The following is an 18,264-nucleotide window of genomic DNA, read 5'->3' as shown; positions in this document are numbered from 1 at the left end:
ACGGTTTCTTTATCGGCTGTTAACCAAGCGAAACAAAAGCTTGGAAAAAACTTGGGCGTTGCCTCAAAGTCGCGCCAGATTGTGGGCATCTGTCACAATACGGGACATAATCCGGCTGTAGCGACTCGCCGGATAAAGTGAGGGGAAGTGCATGACAAGGCTTTTGGCTGCCATTCTGACCGCGACGCTGGCACTTTCTGCGCCTGTTGCGGCAGTCGCCGGCAGCGCTTCCCTCGTGCTCGATGCCCGCACCGGCAAGATCCTTGCGTCCGAAAATGGCGACACGCTGAACCATCCGGCATCGCTGACGAAGATGATGACGCTCTATCTCACCTTCGAGGCGCTCAATCGCGGCAAGCTCACCTGGGACACGCCGGTCACGATGTCGAAATATGCGGCCTCCCGTCCGCCGACGAAGCTCGGCGTGAAGCCGGGCGGGACGATCACCGTGCGTGAGGCGGTCTATGGCATGATCGTCAAATCGGCCAACGATGCTGCTGCCGCCATCGGTGAAAAGCTCGGTGGTTCGSAAAGCAATTTCGCCAGGCTCATGACCCAGAAGGCCCGCCAGCTCGGCATGAGCCGCACGGTCTTCGTCAATGCATCCGGCCTGCCGGACAAGCGCCAGATCACGACGGCGCGCGACATGTCCATGCTCGCCGTGGCACTGATGAAGAACTATCCCAGCGAATATCGCCTCTTCTCCATCGTGAGCTTCAATTTCCGTGGCCAGACTATCCGCGGCCACAACAATCTCATGTACCGCTACCAGGGAATGGATGGCATCAAGACCGGCTATACCAATGCCTCCGGCTTCAACATCGTCAGCGCCGTGAAGGACGGCAACCGGCGCGTGATCGGCGTGGTGCTCGGCGGCCGCACGGCCCGCAGCCGCGACGCCAAGATGGCAGCACTCTTCGATCGTTATATGGGCCGCGCGTCCTCTTCCGGCGGTGCAAAACTGGTCGCGAGCATGAATGCCAAGGAACAGGTCGAGGTAGCCTCGGCCGCTGACGACACCGATGTTCCGGTGCCGGCGAATGCGCCRCGCGTCGCCGACGCAGCATCCGCGCCGAAGGCGCTTGGTTTTGCTGATGACAGCGTGATCCCGCTGGAGCGTCCGGCGGCAATGGATGAGATCATGAATGCCGGCAAGGCGCAGAAAGCATCGGCTGGCAAGGCAGGTGGCTGGCAGATCCAGATTTCCGCGGCCCCGAGCGCGGATGCTGCCCGTGCGCTTCTTGCGCAGGCTAAGTCCGAGGCCGGTGCGCCGCTCGTTTCCGCCTCGCCTTACACGGAAGCTGTCGGCAAGGGCGCCAATGCGGTTTACCGCGCCCGTTTCGTCGGCTTCCAGAGCAAGGAAGACGCCACGTCTGCCTGCGACGCCCTGAAGAAGCGCTCCTATGACTGCATGCTCCTGCCGGACCAGGGCTGAGCTGCACGCTCTGGACAATTTGCGGGAATCGGCGCTCTCCTCATAAACAAAAGGAGAACGTCATGCTGCAGCGCCTTGCCGATCAGTTCGAGATATCATCGTCCGCCTACGCCGCCACTAACGACATCGCGCGCGATGCCGACTGGTTTCTGCTGAAACTGCAGGAGGAGATGGGTGAACTGACGCAGGCCTGGAACCGCCTGACCGGCCGCGGCCGTGCCAAGGGGCGCTCGCCCAAGGAGATGGAACGCGACCTCGCCGACGAGACCGCCGACATCCTCGGCCATGTCCTGCTCTTCGCCCGCCGCCACGATATCGACCTCGCTGCGGCAATCGAGCGGAAATGGAAATTCAGGCCGGAGGCCTGATCCGTTTGCTTATCAGTTGGCGGCGACCTTGCGCCGGTAGAATTTGCTGTCCACCGCCATGAGCGGAAATGCCGGCGGCAGGTCTTTGCCGGCGATCTCGGAAAAACCGTTCTTTTCGTAAAACCGGTGTGCGGCAAGGAATTTGTCGGTCGTGCCGAGGAAGATGTCGGTCAGGCCAACTTCGCTCGCATGGGCAAAGAGAGCTTCCAGTAGCCGGGCGGCGACGCCGTGCTCGCTGCCCCGCACCTCGGCGGCAACGAACATCTTCCGGAGAGCCGCCTGATTGTTGCCTATGTCCTTGAGGCCGACCGTGCCGACGACGTCGCCGTCCTTCACTGCAACCCAGAACTGGCCCTTGCCTGACTGGTAAAAGTCGGGAATGACGCGCAGGTCCGGCTGCGCGTCAGCGGTGATGTCGATGTCGAATTCTTCGCGCTGGATCGGCAGGATGACCGAGATCACGCCATCGGCATCGTCACGGGCGAAGGTTCTGATTTCGATTTCGACCATGACAGCACCGCCTCAGGCCTGCGTGCCGCCGACGGTGACCTGATCCATACGCAGATGCGGCTGGCCGACGCCGACAGGCACCCACTGGCCGCCCTTGCCGCAGTTGCCGATACCGGTATCGAGCTTCATGTCGTTGCCGATCATCGATACGCGCTTCATTGCATCCGGACCGTTGCCGATCAGCATGGCGCCCTTGATTGGTGCGCCGATCCTGCCGTTTTCAATGAGATAGGCCTCGGTGCAGCCGAAGACGAATTTGCCTGATGTGATGTCCACCTGACCACCGCCGAAGGAGACGGCGTAGACACCCTTCTTGACCGAAGCGATGATTTCTTCCGGCGTCTTGTCGCCGCCGAGCATGTAGGTATTGGTCATGCGCGGCATCGGCACATGCGAATAGCCCTGGCGGCGACCGTTGCCGGTGGGGGCCATGCCCATCAACCGGGCGTTCTGCCGATCCTGCATGTAGCCGACCAGCTTGCCGTTGTCGATCAGCACGTTATAGGCCGAAGGCGTGCCCTCGTCGTCGATGGTGATCGAGCCGCGACGGCTGTCGATCGTGCCGTCATCGACAACCGTCACGCCTGGCGATGCCACCATCTGACCCAGCAGACCAGCAAAAGCCGAAGTCTTCTTGCGGTTAAAATCACCCTCGAGGCCGTGGCCCACTGCCTCATGCAGCATGACGCCCGGCCAGCCGGAGCCGAGCACGACATCCATCGTACCCGCTGGTGCCTCGATCGCTTCGAGATTGACGAGCGCCTGGCGCAGCGCCTCGTCGGCGCCCTGCTGCCAGCTTCCCGTCGCGATGAAATCGCCGAAGCCGATGCGGCCGCCCTGGCCGTAGGAGCCGCTTTCCTGCCGGTCGCCTTCTCCGACCATGACGGAGATGTTGATGCGCGTCATCGGCCGAATATCCTGCACGCGATGACCGTCGGCACGCAGGATATCAACCACCTGCCAGCTTGCCGCGACCGAAGCCGTGACCTGCCGCACCTTGTCATTCTTGCCGCGCAGATAGGCGTCGATATCAGTCAGAACCTTTACCTTCTCTTCGAAGGTCGGCGAGCCGATCGGGTTCTCGTCGGTATAGAGCTTGCGGTTGGTCCGCTGGGGTGCTGCCGCGTAAGAGCCGGAATAACCGCGCGTAACGGCGCCGACCGCGTCGGCTGCCCGCTTCAGCGCCGAGACGGAAAGGTCGCCAGCGTGGGCGTAGCCGACAGCCTCGCCGGCGACTGCCCGCAGGCCAAAACCCTGTTCAGTGTTGAAGCTGCCGCCCTTGAGGCGGCCATTGTCGAAGGTCAGCGATTCCGCCTGCGCGTGCTCGATGAAGAGCTCGCCGTCATCGGCGCCGGAAAGCGCCTCGGCGACATGCTTGCGCATCGTCGCTTCATCGGCATCGAAAAGCGTCAGCAGATCGGTGGTCATGGTCTTTTGCTCCGCAAGAAGAGCGGGAATGCTCAATAGCCGATGTAGGTCTGTTGTACCACGCGAGCAAGCCCTGACGGATCAGGGCAGGGAGTCGTAGCCTTCCGCAAAGCCTTTAAGGTCCACAGGGATGCCTATGCCTTCTTCCGGCGTCTGGAAGACGATGAAGGTTGCCTGTGCGCCGCTGCGGAAAGTCTTCAGGAGCTCGTCCTCGAGAACGACTTCGGCATAGCAGCCATCGGCGAAGCAGCGCACGAAATAGGCGCGGCCGATATCCTTGCCGTCGACATTGAGGCCGAGGCCGTTCGGGAGCAGCACGCCGAGCGGTGCCAGCACGCGCAGGATCTTCGACTTGCGGTCGGCTGTCTTCAGGACGACGACGGACAGGCCGACTTCCGGCCGGTCTTCGGCGATGACGTTCTGCATTAGCGCGCACTGCTCGGTCGAAGCACCAGCCGGCTTGTCGCAGACGACGGACCACGCGCCATGGTTGGACCTCACCGTGCCGGGAGCCGGTGGCTGTGTCTGGCCGGGCGTCACCTGCTCGACGTTCGGCGTCGCAGACGGCGCGGGCTGCTGTGCCGGAGCGGGCTTCGGGGCAGGCGCGGTCGGGCGCGACTGGGCGGGCGTCGGCGGCTGCTGCGCAAAGACGGGGCTCGTCGCGGCGGTCGCGATGCCTGCGGTCAGTACAAAAGACCGCGCGAGGGAACGGAAACCCATGAAAACCTCTGGATATCGAATCATTGCCGCTATTGTTGAAGCTGCCCACAAAAAATGAAAAGCCCCACCCCGTGAAAACCGGGGGACTGCGGCAGAAATAGGACCTCGCCAAAAGAATGTGCAATAGCTGGATTGGCCGCAAAGCCTGTTTTTCGTATGCTGATGAAAAGCTTGCGATGTTTTGCCATGGTTGACGATGCGCTCTTGGAGCAAAAATGCCGCATAGACAATTGCTTCTGCCTGTTGCGGCGGATGCCAAACTGTGGTTTGAAGCGCAGAAGATGGCAAGGATTCTGTGTCCGATTTGATGCAGATCAGCGCTCGAGGGAGATTACAAGGTGATTAAGAAGGCTTTTGCAGCTCTGACCGCGCTGGTCTGTCTGCTTTTTGCTTCCGGCACATTTGCCGATCAGCCGATGCCGTGGCAGGCTACGCTGCAGCCGGCAGCAACGCCGATCATGCGGGAGATCCGCTGGTTCGAACAATACACGCTGTGGTTCATCGTTCCGATCACGCTGTTCGTTCTCGTTCTTATTCTCGTCGTCTGTTACAAGTTCCGTGCTTCGGCAAACCCGGTTCCCTCCAAGACGAGCCACAATACGGTGATCGAAGTCATCTGGACCGTGGGGCCGGTCTTGGTGCTTCTCTTCCTCGCCGTTCCCTCCTTCACACTGCTGACCGCGCAGCTCACCCTGCCGGAAAATCCGGATGTGACCATCAAGGCGACCGCGACCCAGTGGCAGTGGAATTACGAATATGAAGGTTCGGGCGAAACGCCGGTTGCCTTCGATTCCTATCTTCTGAAAGAGCCGGATCGCGCCTCTGCAGGCAAAACCGATCTCGCCGTCTATCCGCGTCTTCTGGCTGTCGACAACGAACTCGTGCTGCCGGTCAACAAGACGGTCCGTGTTCTCGTCACCGCCGCGCCGACCGACGTCATCCACGCTTTCGCCATGCCGTCCTTCGGCGTCAAGATCGACGCCGTTCCGGGTCGCCTGAACGAAACCTGGTTCCGCKCCGAGCGCGAAGGTCTCTTCTACGGCCAGTGTTCCGAGCTTTGCGGCAAGGATCACGCGTTCATGCCGATCGCCATTCGCGTCGTCTCCGAAGACAGGTACAAGCAGTGGCTGACCACAGCTGCCAGCGATCTGCCCGGCGCCTACAAGACACTGATCGCCGCTGCCGATGGTTCTGCAAAGACCGTCGATGTCGCTGAAAACGTCGCAAAGTAAGATAGGGGATCGGGACAATGGCTGGACCTTCCGCTCACGACGATCATTCTCATGATCACCACGCTCATGACGCTCATGCGCATGACGACCACCACGATCACTCTCATGCGCCGAGCTTTGCCGACCGCTGGTTCTTCTCCACGAACCACAAGGATATCGGTACGCTCTACCTGATCTTCGCGATCTTCGCCGGTATCATCGGCGGCCTTCTCTCCGTTGCCATGCGCATGGAACTGCAGGAGCCGGGCATCCAGATCTTCCACGGTCTGGCTTCCATGGTTTACGGCTTCGAAGGCGATGCCGCCATCGATGGCGCCAAGCACATGTTCAACGTCTTCACCACCGCTCACGCGCTCATCATGATCTTCTTCATGGTCATGCCGGCGATGATCGGCGGTTTCGCCAACTGGATGGTGCCGATCATGATCGGTGCGCCTGATATGGCTTTCCCGCGCCTGAACAACATCTCCTTCTGGCTGATCGTTCCGGCATTCCTGCTGCTGTGTATCTCGATGTTCGTCGAAGGCCCGGCCGGTGCTTATGGCGCAGGTGGCGGCTGGACCATGTATCCGCCGCTCGCAGTCGGCGGTCAGCCGGGTCCGGCGGTCGATCTTGCGATCTTCGCGCTCCACATTGCCGGTGCCTCGTCCATCCTCGGTGCGATCAACTTCATCACCACGATCCTCAACATGCGCGCTCCGGGCATGACGCTGCACAAGATGCCGCTCTTTGCCTGGGCCGTGCTGATCACCGCCTTCCTGCTGCTGCTCTCGCTGCCGGTTCTGGCTGGTGCCATCACCATGTTGCTCACCGACCGTAACTTCGGCACGGCCTTCTTCGCCCCGGAAGGCGGCGGTGACCCGATCCTCTACCAGCACCTGTTCTGGTTCTTCGGTCATCCGGAAGTCTACATCCTGATCCTGCCGGGCTTCGGCATCGTCAGCCACATCGTGTCGACTTTCTCGAAGAAGCCGGTCTTCGGTTATCTCGGCATGGCCTATGCCATGGTCGCCATCGGCGCCGTCGGCTTCGTCGTCTGGGCTCACCACATGTATACGGTCGGCCTGTCGCTTGACGCACAGCGCTACTTCGTCTTCGCGACGATGGTCATTGCCGTTCCGACGGGTGTGAAGATCTTCTCCTGGATCGCAACGATGTGGGGTGGCTCGATCACCTTCCGCACGCCGATGATCTGGGCGATCGGCTTCATCTTCCTCTTCACCGTCGGTGGCGTGACGGGCGTCCAGCTCGCAAACGCCGGCCTCGACCGCTCGCTGCATGACACCTATTACGTCGTGGCTCATTTCCACTACGTTCTGTCGCTCGGCGCCGTCTTCGCCATCTTCGCTGCCTGGTACTACTGGTTCCCGAAGATGACCGGCTACATGTACAACGAGTTCCTCGGCAAGCTGCACTTCTGGGTCATGTTCATCGGCGTGAACCTGGTGTTCTTCCCGCAGCACTTCCTCGGCCTTGCCGGCATGCCGCGCCGCTACATCGACTACCCGGATGCATTTGCCGGCTGGAATTATGTTTCGTCGATCGGCTCCTACATCTCCTTCGTGGGCGTAATCATCTTCCTCGTCGGTGTGTGGGAAGCCTTCGYCAAGAAGCGCGTTGCCGGTGACAATCCGTGGGGTGAGGGTGCAACGACCCTCGAATGGCAGCTGCCTTCGCCGCCGCCATACCACCAGTGGGAACAGCTTCCGCGCATCAAATAAGATGCCGGACCACCAGGCGCCGCAAGATTCTGCGGCGTCTGGCAATTGAGTTATTCAGGACGGAATGATGACGGTTTTCGACAATCACGAGGCTCTTGCGGACGATGGCGATTTTCGCCTGTCGGAAGCTGGTGCGCGCGATTATTTCGAGCTTCTGAAACCGCGGGTCATGTCGCTCGTGGTCTTCACGGCCTTTGCCGGCCTGGTGCTGGCACCGGGTCACATCAACCCGATTCTTGGTGTGATCGCCATTCTTTGCATTGCCGTCGGCGCAGGCGCATCGGGTGCGCTGAACATGTGGTATGACGCCGATATCGACGCCGTCATGAGCCGCACTGCCAAGCGTCCGATCCCGGCTGGCCGCATCATGCCGAAGGAAGCGCTGGCCTTCGGCCTCGTCCTCTCCTGCTTCTCGGTGACGATCCTGGGTCTTGCGGTCAACTGGCTGTCGGCTTTTATCCTCGCCTTCACCATCTTCTTCTACGTCGTCATCTATACGATGTGGCTGAAGCGCTCGACGCCGCAGAACATCGTTATCGGCGGCGCGGCCGGCGCTTTCCCGCCGATGATCGGCTGGGCCTGCGTGACGAACTCCGTCACGATCGAAAGCACGGTTCTTTTCCTCATCATCTTCCTGTGGACACCGGCCCATTTCTGGGCGCTCGCGCTCTTCAAGATGCGGGATTACGAGGCTGTCGGCGTGCCGATGCTGCCGAACGTGGCGGGTGAGCGCACCACCAAGCACCAGATCGTCGCCTATGCTGTGCTGACGGCCATCTGCGCCGTGCTGCCGACCTTCCTCGGCTTTGCCAGTGCCGGTTATGGCGTGGTGGCCGCGGCACTCGGCGCGGTCTTCATATACTGTTCCATCGCCGTCTGGCGTATGCCCGACGGCGATCTCAAGATGATCCCGGCGAAGAAGCTGTTCGGCTTCTCGATCTTCTATCTCTTTGCCGTATTCTCGGCGCTGATGCTCGACCGGCTCGTTGCCGTGCTCGTCTCGTATGCAGGAGGCTCGTTCTGATGGAACTGGTCAAGCTTACCGAAGCGCAGCGCAAATCGCGTCGCAATCGCAACATCGCACTCGGCGTCGTGCTCGCTGGTCTGGTGATCCTTTTCTACGCCATCACCATCGTCAAGTTCCTGGGACATGGAGGCTGATACGATGAGCGATGTCGCCACCGCACCGAAGAAGCCGCGCAATAACGGTGCAGTCGTCTTCATGTGCCTGAGCTTCGTCGTCGGCATGGGCGCTATGAGCTATGCTGCCGTGCCGCTCTATCGCCTTTTCTGCCAGGTGACTGGTTACAACGGCACAACGCAGCGTGTCGATCAGGTCTCTAATGTCATTCTCGACCGTACGATGCGCGTGACTTTCGATGCCAACGTCGCTCCCGGCCTGCAGTGGGAATTCAAGCCGGTCGAGCGCGAGGTCAATCCGAAGATCGGCGAAACCATCCAGGTCAAATTCATCGCCGAGAATCGTTCCAACGAAACTCAGCGCGGCCAGGCGATCTTCAACGTAACACCGGGCGAGGCGGGCGCCTATTTCAACAAGGTGCAATGTTTCTGCTTTAATGAAACAGACCTGAAGCCGGGCGAGAAGCTTGAAATGCCGGTCGTGTTCTACATCGATCCGGAAATTACCAAGGCCGCTGAATCGAAAAGCATTCGCACGGTCACGCTGTCATACACGTTCTATCCCAAAGAGGGTCCGAAGCCGGTGGCTTCGAATGAGAATGGAACGGGACAGACTGAAAAGAAACTTTGATTGAGGAGTGTTTCCGGCGTTGCCGGAAGCGGAGAAGGAAGACACCGGGGATCTGACATGGCCGATGCTCATCAGAAGAATCACGACTATCACATCATAGCTCCGAGCCCGTGGCCGATATTGGCCTCGTTCGGCGCATTCCTGATGGCCTTCGGCGGCGTCGGCTACATGCGCTACCTGAACGGCGGCTCGCTGCATGTTTTCGGTATCGAGTGGGCCCATCCGTGGGTCTTCTTCATCGGGCTGGCTGTCGTTTTCTACGTCATGTACGGCTGGTGGTCCGATACCGTGAAGGAAGCACACGAGGGCGCCCATACACGCGTCGTGTCGCTGCACCTGCGCTACGGCATGATCATGTTCATCGCTTCGGAAGTGATGTTCTTCGTTGCCTGGTTCTGGGCTTATTTCGATGCCAGCCTCTTTCCGCACGAGGCAATCCAGGCTTCGCGCCTTGCCTATACCGGTGGCGTCTGGCCGCCGAAGGGCATCGAGGTTCTCGATCCCTGGCACCTGCCGATCTACAACACCGTCATCCTGCTGCTCTCTGGCACGACGGTGACCTGGGCTCATCACGCTCTGCTGCACAACGACCGCAAAGGCCTTATTCAGGGCTTGACGCTGACGGTTGTGCTGGGCGTGCTCTTCTCCAGCGTCCAGGCCTATGAATATGCACATGCTCCGTTCGAGTTCCGCAATTCGATCTACGGCGCAACCTTCTTCATGGCCACTGGCTTCCATGGCTTCCACGTTCTGGTGGGCACCATCTTCCTGTTGGTCTGCCTCATCCGTGCGTTGCGCGGCGACTTTACGCCAAAACAGCACTTCGGCTTCGAGGCGGCTGCCTGGTACTGGCACTTCGTCGACGTSGTCTGGCTATTCCTGTTCTTCTGCATCTATGTCTGGGGCGGCTGGGGCGCTCCAGTGGCTGCGGGCTGATACGGGCCGGATAGAAATTAAAAAGGCGGGCGCCACTGGCCCCGCCTTTTTCTTTGTCTAGATACCGCCTTTCGTCTTACCGTTGGCCGGCCAGCCTCTCGAAGGCTGTAGGCTCGGGAATGCCGAGATCCAGCTGGTGGCGGATTGCCTCGGCGCATTCGAGCGCCGTCAGCACAGACGTATCGACCTCCATGTCATAAAGGCCGGGGCGATGCACCTCGTCCTGCCAGCGCTGTACCGGTTCGGGAACGGGCACTTCTCCCGTGGCGCGCAGATAGAGCGTCTCGCGCCCTTCCTCCGCGATTTCCCGCCGCTGCATGATCGTCTCGATCGGGCATCTGACGCCGACGAACAATACGGGAAAACCCTCCAGGCGCCGGGCGCAGTCGCCGAGAATGCCGAGTGGCTGCGAATAGCTGTCGTGATGGCCGAGATCGGCCACCACGTTGAGGCCCAATCCGGCGTGAATGGCGATCGATTCGTAGAGCGCTGCATAGAGGAACGGCACCAGTTCCTCCAAGTCCGGCCGCTCGCCGCCCGGCCTGAGCCCGATACCGGGCAGGTAGCGCTTCGGCGTCATGGCATTATATGTATCGACGCCGAAGTTGATCCACGGTCCCTCGAATTCCTCCTGGATCGCGCGCGCGATGCTGGATTTACCGCTTCGCGGCGCACCGTTCAGGATAATGATCTGTCCGGCATGGCTATCGTTGGTCATCAGTCTTCTTCTTCTGTTTGGCGCGAATCGCTGAGGCGAAACCGCGCAGGCATTTCCATTCGGGATGCGAATACTTTATGGGAGAGTTAAGGCAGGCGACGAAAAGCCGCCTGCATGGAGATCGGCATGAGTGAAGATAGCGCGCAATTTCCACCGGTCGACCCGGTCAAGACCGGCATCAAGGGATGCTGCCCCCGCTGCGGCCACGGCCAGCTTTTCGATGGTGTGCTGGGGCTCAAGCCGCGTTGCGCCGCCTGCGGGCTCGACTATTCCTTCGCCGATGCGGGTGATGGCCCCGCCGTCTTCGTCATCCTCATTGTCGGCTTCATCATTATCGGTTCGGTGCTCTGGCTGCAGGTCAATTATGCACCCCCGATCTGGGTTCACATTCTGCTCTTTGCCCCGCTCACAATCATACTCTCCCTGCTGGCGTTGCGCTGGTGCAAGGGAATCCTCATCGCCATGCAATATCGCCACAATGCCCGCGAGGGACGTCTGAGTGACTGACATCGAAAGTCCGGCCCCGCGCCGCAAGCTGCCGGTCTTTACCGGCATAACCGTACTCATCGCGCTCGCCATCCTGATTTCGCTCGGCACCTGGCAGGTGGAGCGCCTTCACTGGAAGGAAGGCCTGCTCGCCGATATCGCCGAGCGCCGAGCCGCAGCCCCGGTTCCTCTTGCGGATATCGAGACCATGGCCGCTCAGGGTGGCGATATCGAGTATCGCACGGTCACCGCGACCGGCCGCTACATCAACAACAAGGAGMGCCATTTCTTCGCCACGTGGCGCGGTCAGACAGGCTATTACATCTATACGCCGCTGCAGCTTGCGGACGGGCGCTATATCCTGGTCAACAGAGGCTTCGTTCCCTACGAGAACAAGGAGCCGGAAATGCGCATGCAGGGTCAGTTGACCGACCAGCAGACGGTGACCGGCCTCGCGCGCGCAAAACTCCCCGGCAAGCCCTCTTCGCTGGTGCCTGACAATGATGTGGCAAAGAACATCTTCTACTGGAAAGATCTCGATGTGATGGCGTCAAGCGTCGACCTCGACAAGGTTGAYGTCCTGCCCTTCTTTGTCGATGCCGATTCCACGCCCAACCCCGCGGGCTTTCCAATCGGCGGCGTCACGCAGGTCGATCTGCCGAACGACCATCTGCAATATGCCTTCACCTGGTATGGGCTGGCTGCGGCGCTCGTCGGTGTCGTCGCCATCTCCTGGTTCCGTCCCCGCAAGGGTGCAGCGGAATAGTATCGCTTCAATTCCGACCCATATTGGGTTAGAGGTCCCTGAAGCTTTATCTGGATATGTTATGAACATTGCGGCAAAACCTCCCTTGACGATCAGGCTCTGCGGTCCGCGCGGCTTCTGCGCCGGCGTCGATCGGGCGATCCAGATCGTCGTGCTGGCTCTGAAGGCCTATGGTGCGCCTGTTTATGTCCGCCACGAGATCGTCCATAACCGCTATGTCGTGGAGGGTCTGGAGGCCAAGGGCGCCGTTTTCGTCGAGGAACTTGACGAAATCCCGGCGGAACATCGTGCCCAGCCGGTCGTCTTTTCTGCTCACGGCGTGCCGAAATCCGTGCCCGAGKATGCCAATGCCCGCAATCTCTTCTATCTCGACGCAACCTGTCCGCTGGTTTCCAAGGTCCACAAGCAGGCGATGCGCCACAACCGCCTCGGCCGCCATGTCGTCCTGATCGGCCATGCCGGCCATCCCGAAGTGATCGGCACCATGGGTCAGCTGCCCGAAGGCACTGTTTCCCTCATCGAAACTGTCGAGGATGCGGACGCCTATCAGCCTGATGATGCCGATAATCTCGGCTATGTCACGCAGACGACGCTTTCGGTCGACGATACCGCCGGCGTCATCAAGCGGCTTGAAGAGCGCTTCCCCAACCTGCGGGCTCCGGCCGCTGATTCCATCTGCTATGCCACGACCAACCGCCAGGAAGTGGTCAAGGAAGCAGCCCCCGGCTGCGATCTGTTCATCATCGTCGGCGCACCGAATTCGTCCAATTCCAAGCGGCTTGTCGAAGTGGCGCTCAGGGCGGGGGCGAAGAAGTCTATCCTCGTGCAGCGTGCTTCCGAACTCGACTGGGATGAGATCGGCCCGATCGCTACGCTTGGCCTGTCTGCCGGTGCCTCTGCCCCGGAAGTGATCGTCAACGAGATCATCGAGGCCTTCCGCACCCGCTTCGATGCCCGCGTCGAGCTTGCCGAAACCGTGCAGGAAAACGAGCATTTCCTCGTCAACCGCGAACTGCGCAGCCTTGAACTGACGACGGCCGACATGGCATTCGTGAACGGGGAATGAAGTGAGGGGATCTCCCCTCTCTGTCCTGCCTATCTGACGACACCGGTTCTACAGTGAGATATCTACCTTGGCAGTTTATACCGATATCGCCGAAGACGATCTGAAATGGTTTCTCACCGAATATGATGCCGGCACGTTGCTCTCCTACAAGGGCATCGCCGAAGGCGTCGAGAATTCCAACTTTCTGATGCATACCTCAAAAGCGCCGCTCATCCTGACGCTTTACGAGAAACGGGTGGAGAAGGGCGATCTGCCGTTCTTTCTCGGCCTGATGCAGCATCTGTCCGCCCGCGGCCTGTCCTGCCCGCTGCCGCTCCCGCGCAAGGATGGCGCGCTGCTGGGCACGCTGTCGGGCCGTCCCGCCGCACTCATCTCCTTCCTGGAAGGCATGTGGCTCAGAAAGCCAGAAGCCAAACATTGCCGCGAAGTCGGCAAGGCGCTGGCGCAAATGCATGTCGCCGGCGAAGGTTTTTCGCTGACGCGGCCGAACGCCTTGTCGCTCGAAGGCTGGCAGACGCTCTGGGACAAGTCCGAGGCCCGCGCCGACGAGGTCGAGCCCGGCCTGCAGAACGAGATCCGCAGCGATCTCAATTTCCTGCGCGCCTATTGGCCGAAGGATTTGCCTGATGGCGTCATCCACGCCGATCTTTTCCCCGATAACGTCTTCTTCCTGGGTGACGAGCTTTCGGGGCTCATCGATTTCTACTTCGCCTGCAATGATCTGCTCGCCTATGACGTTTCGATCTGCCTCAACGCCTGGTGCTTCGAAAAGGACGGCGCCTACAACATCACCAAGGGCACGCAGATGCTGGAAGGGTACCAGAGCGTGCGTCCAATGAGCGATGCAGAGATCAAAGCTCTGCCGGTGCTTTCCCGCGGCTCGGCGCTACGCTTCTTCCTCACCCGTCTCTACGACTGGCTGATGACGCCGGAAGGCGCGATGGTGACCAAAAAGGATCCTTTGGAATATCTGCGCAAGCTGCGCTTCCACCGCCAGATTTCCTCGCCCGCCGAATATGGACTGAGCCTATGAAGCATATTGATATCTTCACGGATGGCGCGTGCTCCGGCAATCCCGGGCCCGGCGGTTGGGGGGCGGTCCTGCGCTATGGCGACGTGGAAAAGGAACTCTGCGGCGGCGAGGCGGAAACCACCAACAACCGCATGGAACTCCTGGCCGCTATTTCCGCGCTGACTGCTCTGAAGGAGCCCTGCGAAATCGATCTCTATACCGACAGCGCCTATGTAAAGGACGGAATTTCCAAGTGGATTTTCGGCTGGAAGAAGAACGGCTGGAGGACATCGGATAACAAGCCGGTGAAGAATGCCGAACTCTGGCAGGCGTTGGAAGAGGCGCGCAACCGGCATAAGGTTACGCTCCATTGGGTCAAGGGCCATGCCGGCCATCCTGAGAACGAACGCGCCGACGAACTCGCCCGCAAGGGAATGGAGCCCTTCAAGAAGAGCAAGAAGGCAAGCTGATCAGGCCGCCTGCCGCTGGTCTGCCGCAGCATTCTGTATCAGCCGGTGCATATATTCGAGCTTCGTCACGACAGGCGGTGACAGCACGAAGGGATAGGAATCCGGCTGCCCCATGCTGCGCTGGATCGCATTGATCGCAAGGCTGAGCGGCACCCAGGCGCCGACGAGCTGTTCGGCGCTCTGGGCGCGATAGGGATTGAAATCCACCTCACCAGCAATCTCTTCATGCCCGCGCGGATCGATCGCGATGCCAAAGCTGCGCGCCGTTTCCAGCGTATCGACGATGTGCAGGTAATGTGCGAAGCATTCTGCGAAATCCTCCCAGGGGTGGACGGAGGCGTAGGCGCTGATGAAGCTGTCCTGCCAGCCGGCAACGGGTCCGTTGGCATAGCGGTCCTGCAACGCCGTCCCATAGTCCCGTCGCTCGTCGCCGAAGACGGCGCGGAATTCGTCGAAGCCATCGCGGTCGTGCACCAGCTTGTTCCAGATGAAGTGCCCGGTCTCATGGCGGAAATGGCCGAGCAGGGTGCGATAGGGCTCATCCATTGCCGTGCGCGCCAGCTCGCGGGTCACGTCGTCTGCTTCGGCTGCACGGATCGCGATCAGCCCGTCCTCATGGCCGGTCATGGCCGGTACGACATTGCCGTCATTCTGCACGGTGTCTTCAAGAAAATCGAAAACGAGGCCGCCTTGCGGGTCGTCCTGCCGGTCCGGATGCGGCAGGTTCCAGCGCAGTAGCGAGTAGAACAGGTGGCGCTGCGCCAGGCTGATACGGCGCCAGCGGTCGATACCATCTTGCGTGTCGGTATTCGGCACCAGCCGGTTATGGCGGCAGGCAATGCAGAAATCATTGTTGTCATCGACCAGCCAGTTGCAGATGTCGAGGCCCGCATTGGCGCAGAACTGTACGAGCCGGTTCGGCTCGGAGACGAGCTGCCAGTTCGCCTCGTCGCGCGATTCCAGCGCATGCATGGAAAGATCGCCCGCAAAGAAGCCGAGGCGATGGTTGCAGCGCACGCACTGCCTGTTGTCGAAATGGATGACCTGATCGCAATTGTCGCAGGCAAACAACCTCATGGCAGCCTCCTACAGGCGGGTATGACGGAAAATGCCCGCCGCACATGGGTGCGACAGGCATTGCATGTGCGGATGAAACGAGGCGTCACAGCCGGTCGACAGCGCCCTTCAGCTTGTCCTTGACCTTGCCGCTCGCGACCTGGGCCTTACCCTTGGCTTCCTGCACATTGCCCTTAGCCTGCATTTCGCGGTCGCCGGTGGCCTTGCCGGCAGTCTTCTTTGCCTTGCCGGCCATCTCATTGACCTTGCCGGAAATCTTGTCGCCAGTGCTACCCATGTGTGTGTCTCCTTTCGGATCACGGACGGAGTGTCCGCGCTTGCCGACAGAAAACGCGAGTGACCGAATTTCGTTCCGGAATGATGCGGTCAGGCGTGGCCGGCTTCGGCCGAAAGCATGGCCGGCGTCACGCCCATGCTGGCAAGCGCCCGCTCATACTTGTCATCGAGGCAGCGATCGAAGATCAGCTCCTCATTGGCCGCGCAATTGAGCCAGCCATTGGAGGCCACCTCGTTTTCGAGCTGGCCCGCACCCCAGGAGGAATAGCCGAGCAGCATGGTAGCCCGCTTCGGGCCGCCGCCCTTGGAGATGGCGCGCACGATATCAAGCGTCGCCGTCAGGCAGATATCGTCACTAACGGGGATGGAAGAGTCGCTGATATAATCGTCGGAATGCAGCACGAAACCGCGACCGCTTTCGACCGGCCCACCGGTTTGGATCGGAAACTCACGCGCATCTTTCGGCAGCACGATGGAATCTTCCTGCTTGATCATATCGAGATGCAGCAGAACATCGGTGAAGGTCAGGCTTTGCGGGCGATTGATGACGAAGCCCATGGCCCCTGCATCCGAGTGGGCGCAGATATAGATCACTGCGCGCGCGAAGTTACGATCCTCCATGCCGGGCATGGCGATCAGGAACTGACMGTCGAAAAATCCGCGTTCCCGTCTGTTCTTCAGCGTTGCTAGGGACATGGTTCCTCCTGCCGCCAGACCGCACAAAGGCTCCGACAAGAGAAACATGGGGCAATGTCACAAATCAATCAACTGAAAATGAAGATTTAAATGGGCAGGACTTCTGGCGGCTATTGGCAAGTTTCGATAAACCCTTGTTCCATGAGAGTTATTTCTTTGCTCGCGCGGCCCCTGTTGATTGCAGTCATTTCGGCGGCGTCCGTGCTTCCATTGTTGCGTCAGGCGCATGCGGAAATGAGCGACTGGGCGGAGAACGAAGGTGGCCGCATGCGTCTCGTGGCGCTGCCGCCGGACGCTGACGGCCATATAAAGGCAGGCCTGCAGATCGAGCCGAAGCCCGGCTGGATCACCTATTGGCGTGAACCGGGCAACAACGGCATCCCGCCGCAGGTCACCATCGCACCGCAAAGCGGCGTCACTCTTGACGCCATTTCCTATCCCGCTCCGAAATATATCTCCAGCAGCAAGGCCGAGGATATCGGCTATGAGGCGCCGGTGACCCTGCCTTTGTCGCTGACGGCTTCGAAGGCAGGTCTGGTCGTTCTCGACGCCACCGCCTTCATCGGCATCTGCAAGGATATCTGCATTCCTTTCCAGGCGCAGCTTTCATTGAAATTCGGTGCTGCCGCCCAGTCGCGCCCACAGGAGGAAATGATCCTTCAGAGCGCCGCTGCCCGCCTTCCCGAAGCGCCGTCTGCCGATTTCGAGGTCGTAGCACACATTATGTCGCCCGACCTGAAGCAGCTCTCCCTGAAGATCACTTTGCCGGAGGCGGGAAGCGGCACGCCCGACATCGTCGTTACCGGACCGAGCGGTTATGCGTTCACCAAGCAGATGAATGTTGCGCGCAGCGGCAAGGCCTATTCCACCGACATCGCCATCGGCAAGCTGCCGAAGAACTATGACACCAGCGGCAAGCAATGGCGGGTGCTTATCATCGACGGCGCACGCGCCATGGAAAGCACGCTTGCCTTTGATTGACCGCATCTTATAGTCCCTCTCGATCCCCCGCGGCCGTGCCGCGACCAGCCAGAACCGAGGAGAAAATCCATGACCATCGCGATCGGCGACAAGCTCCCTGCCGCCACCTTCAAGGAAAAGATTACCGACGGCCCGGTCGAAACCACGACCGAGCAGCTTTTTGCCGGCAAGCGCGTCGTGCTCTTCGCCGTTCCGGGCGCCTTCACGCCCACCTGTTCGCTGAACCACCTGCCGGGCTATCTGGAAAACCGCGATGCCATCCTCGCCAAGGGCGTTGACGACATCGCCGTCCTTGCTGTCAACGACTGGCATGTGATGGGCGCCTGGGCGCAGTCGTCGGGTGGTCTCGGCAAGATCCATTTCCTCGCCGACTGGGATGCCGGTTTCACCAAGGCAGTCGGTCTCGACGCCGATCTTTCCGGCGGCGGCCTCGGCGTTCGCTCCAAGCGTTATTCCATGCTGGTTGAGAATGGCGTCGTAAAGTCGCTCAACGTCGAGGAAACGCCCGGTCAGGCAACGGTTTCCGGCGCGGCCGCAATGCTCGAACAGCTCTGAGGTCCATTTCCGCAGATCGAATGCTGGGGCGCCTTCGGGC

At 60.3% G+C, this 18,264-nt stretch carries 22 protein-coding genes; 15 read left to right on the top strand and 7 right to left on the bottom strand.

All coding sequences use genetic code 11. The features are described 5' to 3' along the window. Window positions 1-151 precede the first annotated feature (151 nt). Together AC1DNW_RS18340 and AC1DNW_RS18335 are read left to right on the top strand one after the other, a co-directional pair. On the top strand, window positions 152-1,435 hold the full coding sequence (locus tag AC1DNW_RS18340) for a serine hydrolase (protein ID WP_477853971.1): 1,284 nt from the start codon (window positions 152-154) through the stop codon (window positions 1,433-1,435). Between the two features lie 62 nt (window positions 1,436-1,497). Next, window positions 1,498-1,803: a nucleoside triphosphate pyrophosphohydrolase family protein gene (locus AC1DNW_RS18335; protein WP_113309866.1), complete on the top strand. Its 306-nt coding sequence runs from the start codon at window positions 1,498-1,500 to the stop codon at window positions 1,801-1,803. Between the two features lie 12 nt (window positions 1,804-1,815). On the opposite strand, the gene AC1DNW_RS18330 is transcribed toward AC1DNW_RS18335, so the two are convergent. The 3 genes from AC1DNW_RS18330 to AC1DNW_RS18320 form a co-directional block, all read right to left on the bottom strand. Then, window positions 1,816-2,313, bottom strand: coding sequence for a GNAT family N-acetyltransferase (locus tag AC1DNW_RS18330; RefSeq protein WP_113309867.1), 498 nt, complete (start codon window positions 2,311-2,313; stop codon window positions 1,816-1,818). Between the two features lie 12 nt (window positions 2,314-2,325). Next, the gene (gene tldD / locus AC1DNW_RS18325) at window positions 2,326-3,741 is read right to left on the bottom strand and encodes a metalloprotease TldD (protein ID WP_113297203.1); all 1,416 of its coding nucleotides are present in this window, start codon (window positions 3,739-3,741) and stop codon (window positions 2,326-2,328) included. Window positions 3,742-3,822: 81 nt separating this feature from the next. Next, window positions 3,823-4,485, bottom strand: coding sequence for an invasion associated locus B family protein (locus tag AC1DNW_RS18320; protein ID WP_477833530.1), 663 nt, complete (start codon window positions 4,483-4,485; stop codon window positions 3,823-3,825). Window positions 4,486-4,799: 314 nt separating this feature from the next. Between AC1DNW_RS18320 and coxB the strand changes: the two genes are divergently transcribed. The 6 genes from coxB (at window position 4,800) to AC1DNW_RS18290 (ending at window position 10,121) form a co-directional block, all read left to right on the top strand. Next, window positions 4,800-5,693, top strand: a complete 894-nt coding sequence (coxB, locus tag AC1DNW_RS18315; RefSeq protein WP_477853970.1) for a cytochrome c oxidase subunit II — start codon at window positions 4,800-4,802, stop codon at window positions 5,691-5,693. Window positions 5,694-5,710: 17 nt separating this feature from the next. Next, a complete protein-coding gene (ctaD, locus tag AC1DNW_RS18310) occupies window positions 5,711-7,414 on the top strand; it encodes a cytochrome c oxidase subunit I (protein ID WP_477853969.1) in 1,704 nt (567 codons plus the stop codon). A gap of 67 nt (window positions 7,415-7,481) precedes the next feature. Then, entirely contained in the window at window positions 7,482-8,438 is a 957-nt protein-coding gene (locus AC1DNW_RS18305; RefSeq protein WP_113297259.1) for a heme o synthase, read from the top strand. After that, window positions 8,438-8,575 carry a hypothetical protein gene (locus AC1DNW_RS18300; protein ID WP_477833527.1) on the top strand — a complete coding sequence of 46 codons (138 nt, stop codon included), beginning with the start codon at window positions 8,438-8,440 and terminating at the stop codon, window positions 8,573-8,575. The genes AC1DNW_RS18305 and AC1DNW_RS18300 overlap by 1 nt, the downstream gene beginning before the upstream one ends. Before the next feature lie 4 nt (window positions 8,576-8,579). Continuing rightward, a complete protein-coding gene (locus AC1DNW_RS18295; protein ID WP_113309870.1) occupies window positions 8,580-9,185 on the top strand; it encodes a cytochrome c oxidase assembly protein in 606 nt (201 codons plus the stop codon). 57 nt (window positions 9,186-9,242) lie between these two features. Then, window positions 9,243-10,121, top strand: coding sequence for a cytochrome c oxidase subunit 3 (locus AC1DNW_RS18290; RefSeq protein WP_113297198.1), 879 nt, complete (start codon window positions 9,243-9,245; stop codon window positions 10,119-10,121). A 76-nt stretch (window positions 10,122-10,197) separates the two neighbouring features. Here AC1DNW_RS18290 and AC1DNW_RS18285 read toward each other — a convergent pair whose 3' ends face one another. Next, window positions 10,198-10,839 (bottom strand): phosphotransferase-like protein, encoded by a 642-nt coding sequence (locus AC1DNW_RS18285; protein ID WP_113309871.1) that lies wholly within the window; start codon window positions 10,837-10,839, stop codon window positions 10,198-10,200. Window positions 10,840-10,965: 126 nt separating this feature from the next. Between AC1DNW_RS18285 and AC1DNW_RS18280 the strand changes: the two genes are divergently transcribed. The 5 genes from AC1DNW_RS18280 to rnhA all read left to right on the top strand — a co-directional run bounded on the left by AC1DNW_RS18280 (window position 10,966) and on the right by rnhA (window position 14,639). Next, window positions 10,966-11,346: a DUF983 domain-containing protein gene (locus AC1DNW_RS18280; protein WP_113297258.1), complete on the top strand. Its 381-nt coding sequence runs from the start codon at window positions 10,966-10,968 to the stop codon at window positions 11,344-11,346. Then, on the top strand, window positions 11,339-12,091 hold the full coding sequence (locus AC1DNW_RS18275; protein WP_477853968.1) for an SURF1 family protein: 753 nt from the start codon (window positions 11,339-11,341) through the stop codon (window positions 12,089-12,091). The genes AC1DNW_RS18280 and AC1DNW_RS18275 overlap by 8 nt, the downstream gene beginning before the upstream one ends. A 61-nt stretch (window positions 12,092-12,152) precedes the next feature. Beyond that, window positions 12,153-13,157, top strand: a complete 1,005-nt coding sequence (gene ispH / locus AC1DNW_RS18270; RefSeq protein ID WP_477853967.1) for a 4-hydroxy-3-methylbut-2-enyl diphosphate reductase — start codon at window positions 12,153-12,155, stop codon at window positions 13,155-13,157. A gap of 67 nt (window positions 13,158-13,224) precedes the next feature. Next, window positions 13,225-14,190 (top strand): homoserine kinase, encoded by a 966-nt coding sequence (locus AC1DNW_RS18265; protein WP_113297194.1) that lies wholly within the window; start codon window positions 13,225-13,227, stop codon window positions 14,188-14,190. Next, the gene (rnhA, locus tag AC1DNW_RS18260; RefSeq protein ID WP_113297193.1) at window positions 14,187-14,639 is read left to right on the top strand and encodes a ribonuclease HI; all 453 of its coding nucleotides are present in this window, start codon (window positions 14,187-14,189) and stop codon (window positions 14,637-14,639) included. The genes AC1DNW_RS18265 and rnhA overlap by 4 nt, the downstream gene beginning before the upstream one ends. Here rnhA and AC1DNW_RS18255 read toward each other — a convergent pair whose 3' ends face one another. From AC1DNW_RS18255 to AC1DNW_RS18245, 3 genes are all read right to left on the bottom strand, one after another. After that, a complete protein-coding gene (locus AC1DNW_RS18255; RefSeq protein ID WP_113309874.1) occupies window positions 14,640-15,716 on the bottom strand; it encodes a putative zinc-binding metallopeptidase in 1,077 nt (358 codons plus the stop codon). An 85-nt stretch (window positions 15,717-15,801) separates the two neighbouring features. Next, window positions 15,802-15,993: a CsbD family protein gene (locus AC1DNW_RS18250; RefSeq protein ID WP_113297191.1), complete on the bottom strand. Its 192-nt coding sequence runs from the start codon at window positions 15,991-15,993 to the stop codon at window positions 15,802-15,804. A gap of 89 nt (window positions 15,994-16,082) precedes the next feature. Continuing rightward, window positions 16,083-16,688 carry a YqgE/AlgH family protein gene (locus AC1DNW_RS18245; protein ID WP_477853966.1) on the bottom strand — a complete coding sequence of 202 codons (606 nt, stop codon included), beginning with the start codon at window positions 16,686-16,688 and terminating at the stop codon, window positions 16,083-16,085. Between the two features lie 141 nt (window positions 16,689-16,829). Here AC1DNW_RS18245 and AC1DNW_RS18240 point away from each other — a divergent pair, with 141 nt between their 5' ends. Both AC1DNW_RS18240 and AC1DNW_RS18235 read left to right on the top strand, forming a co-directional pair. Continuing rightward, the gene (locus AC1DNW_RS18240) at window positions 16,830-17,669 is read left to right on the top strand and encodes a protein-disulfide reductase DsbD domain-containing protein (protein ID WP_113309876.1); all 840 of its coding nucleotides are present in this window, start codon (window positions 16,830-16,832) and stop codon (window positions 17,667-17,669) included. Window positions 17,670-17,738: 69 nt separating this feature from the next. Next, the gene (locus tag AC1DNW_RS18235; protein WP_113309877.1) at window positions 17,739-18,224 is read left to right on the top strand and encodes a peroxiredoxin; all 486 of its coding nucleotides are present in this window, start codon (window positions 17,739-17,741) and stop codon (window positions 18,222-18,224) included. Window positions 18,225-18,264: the final 40 nt, after the last annotated feature.

It is taken from the genome of Rhizobium sp. 05L429, from assembly GCF_056397645.1.
Note: the sequence above shows the minus strand (reverse complement) of the source record. Positions and strands in the feature narration are given on the sequence as shown.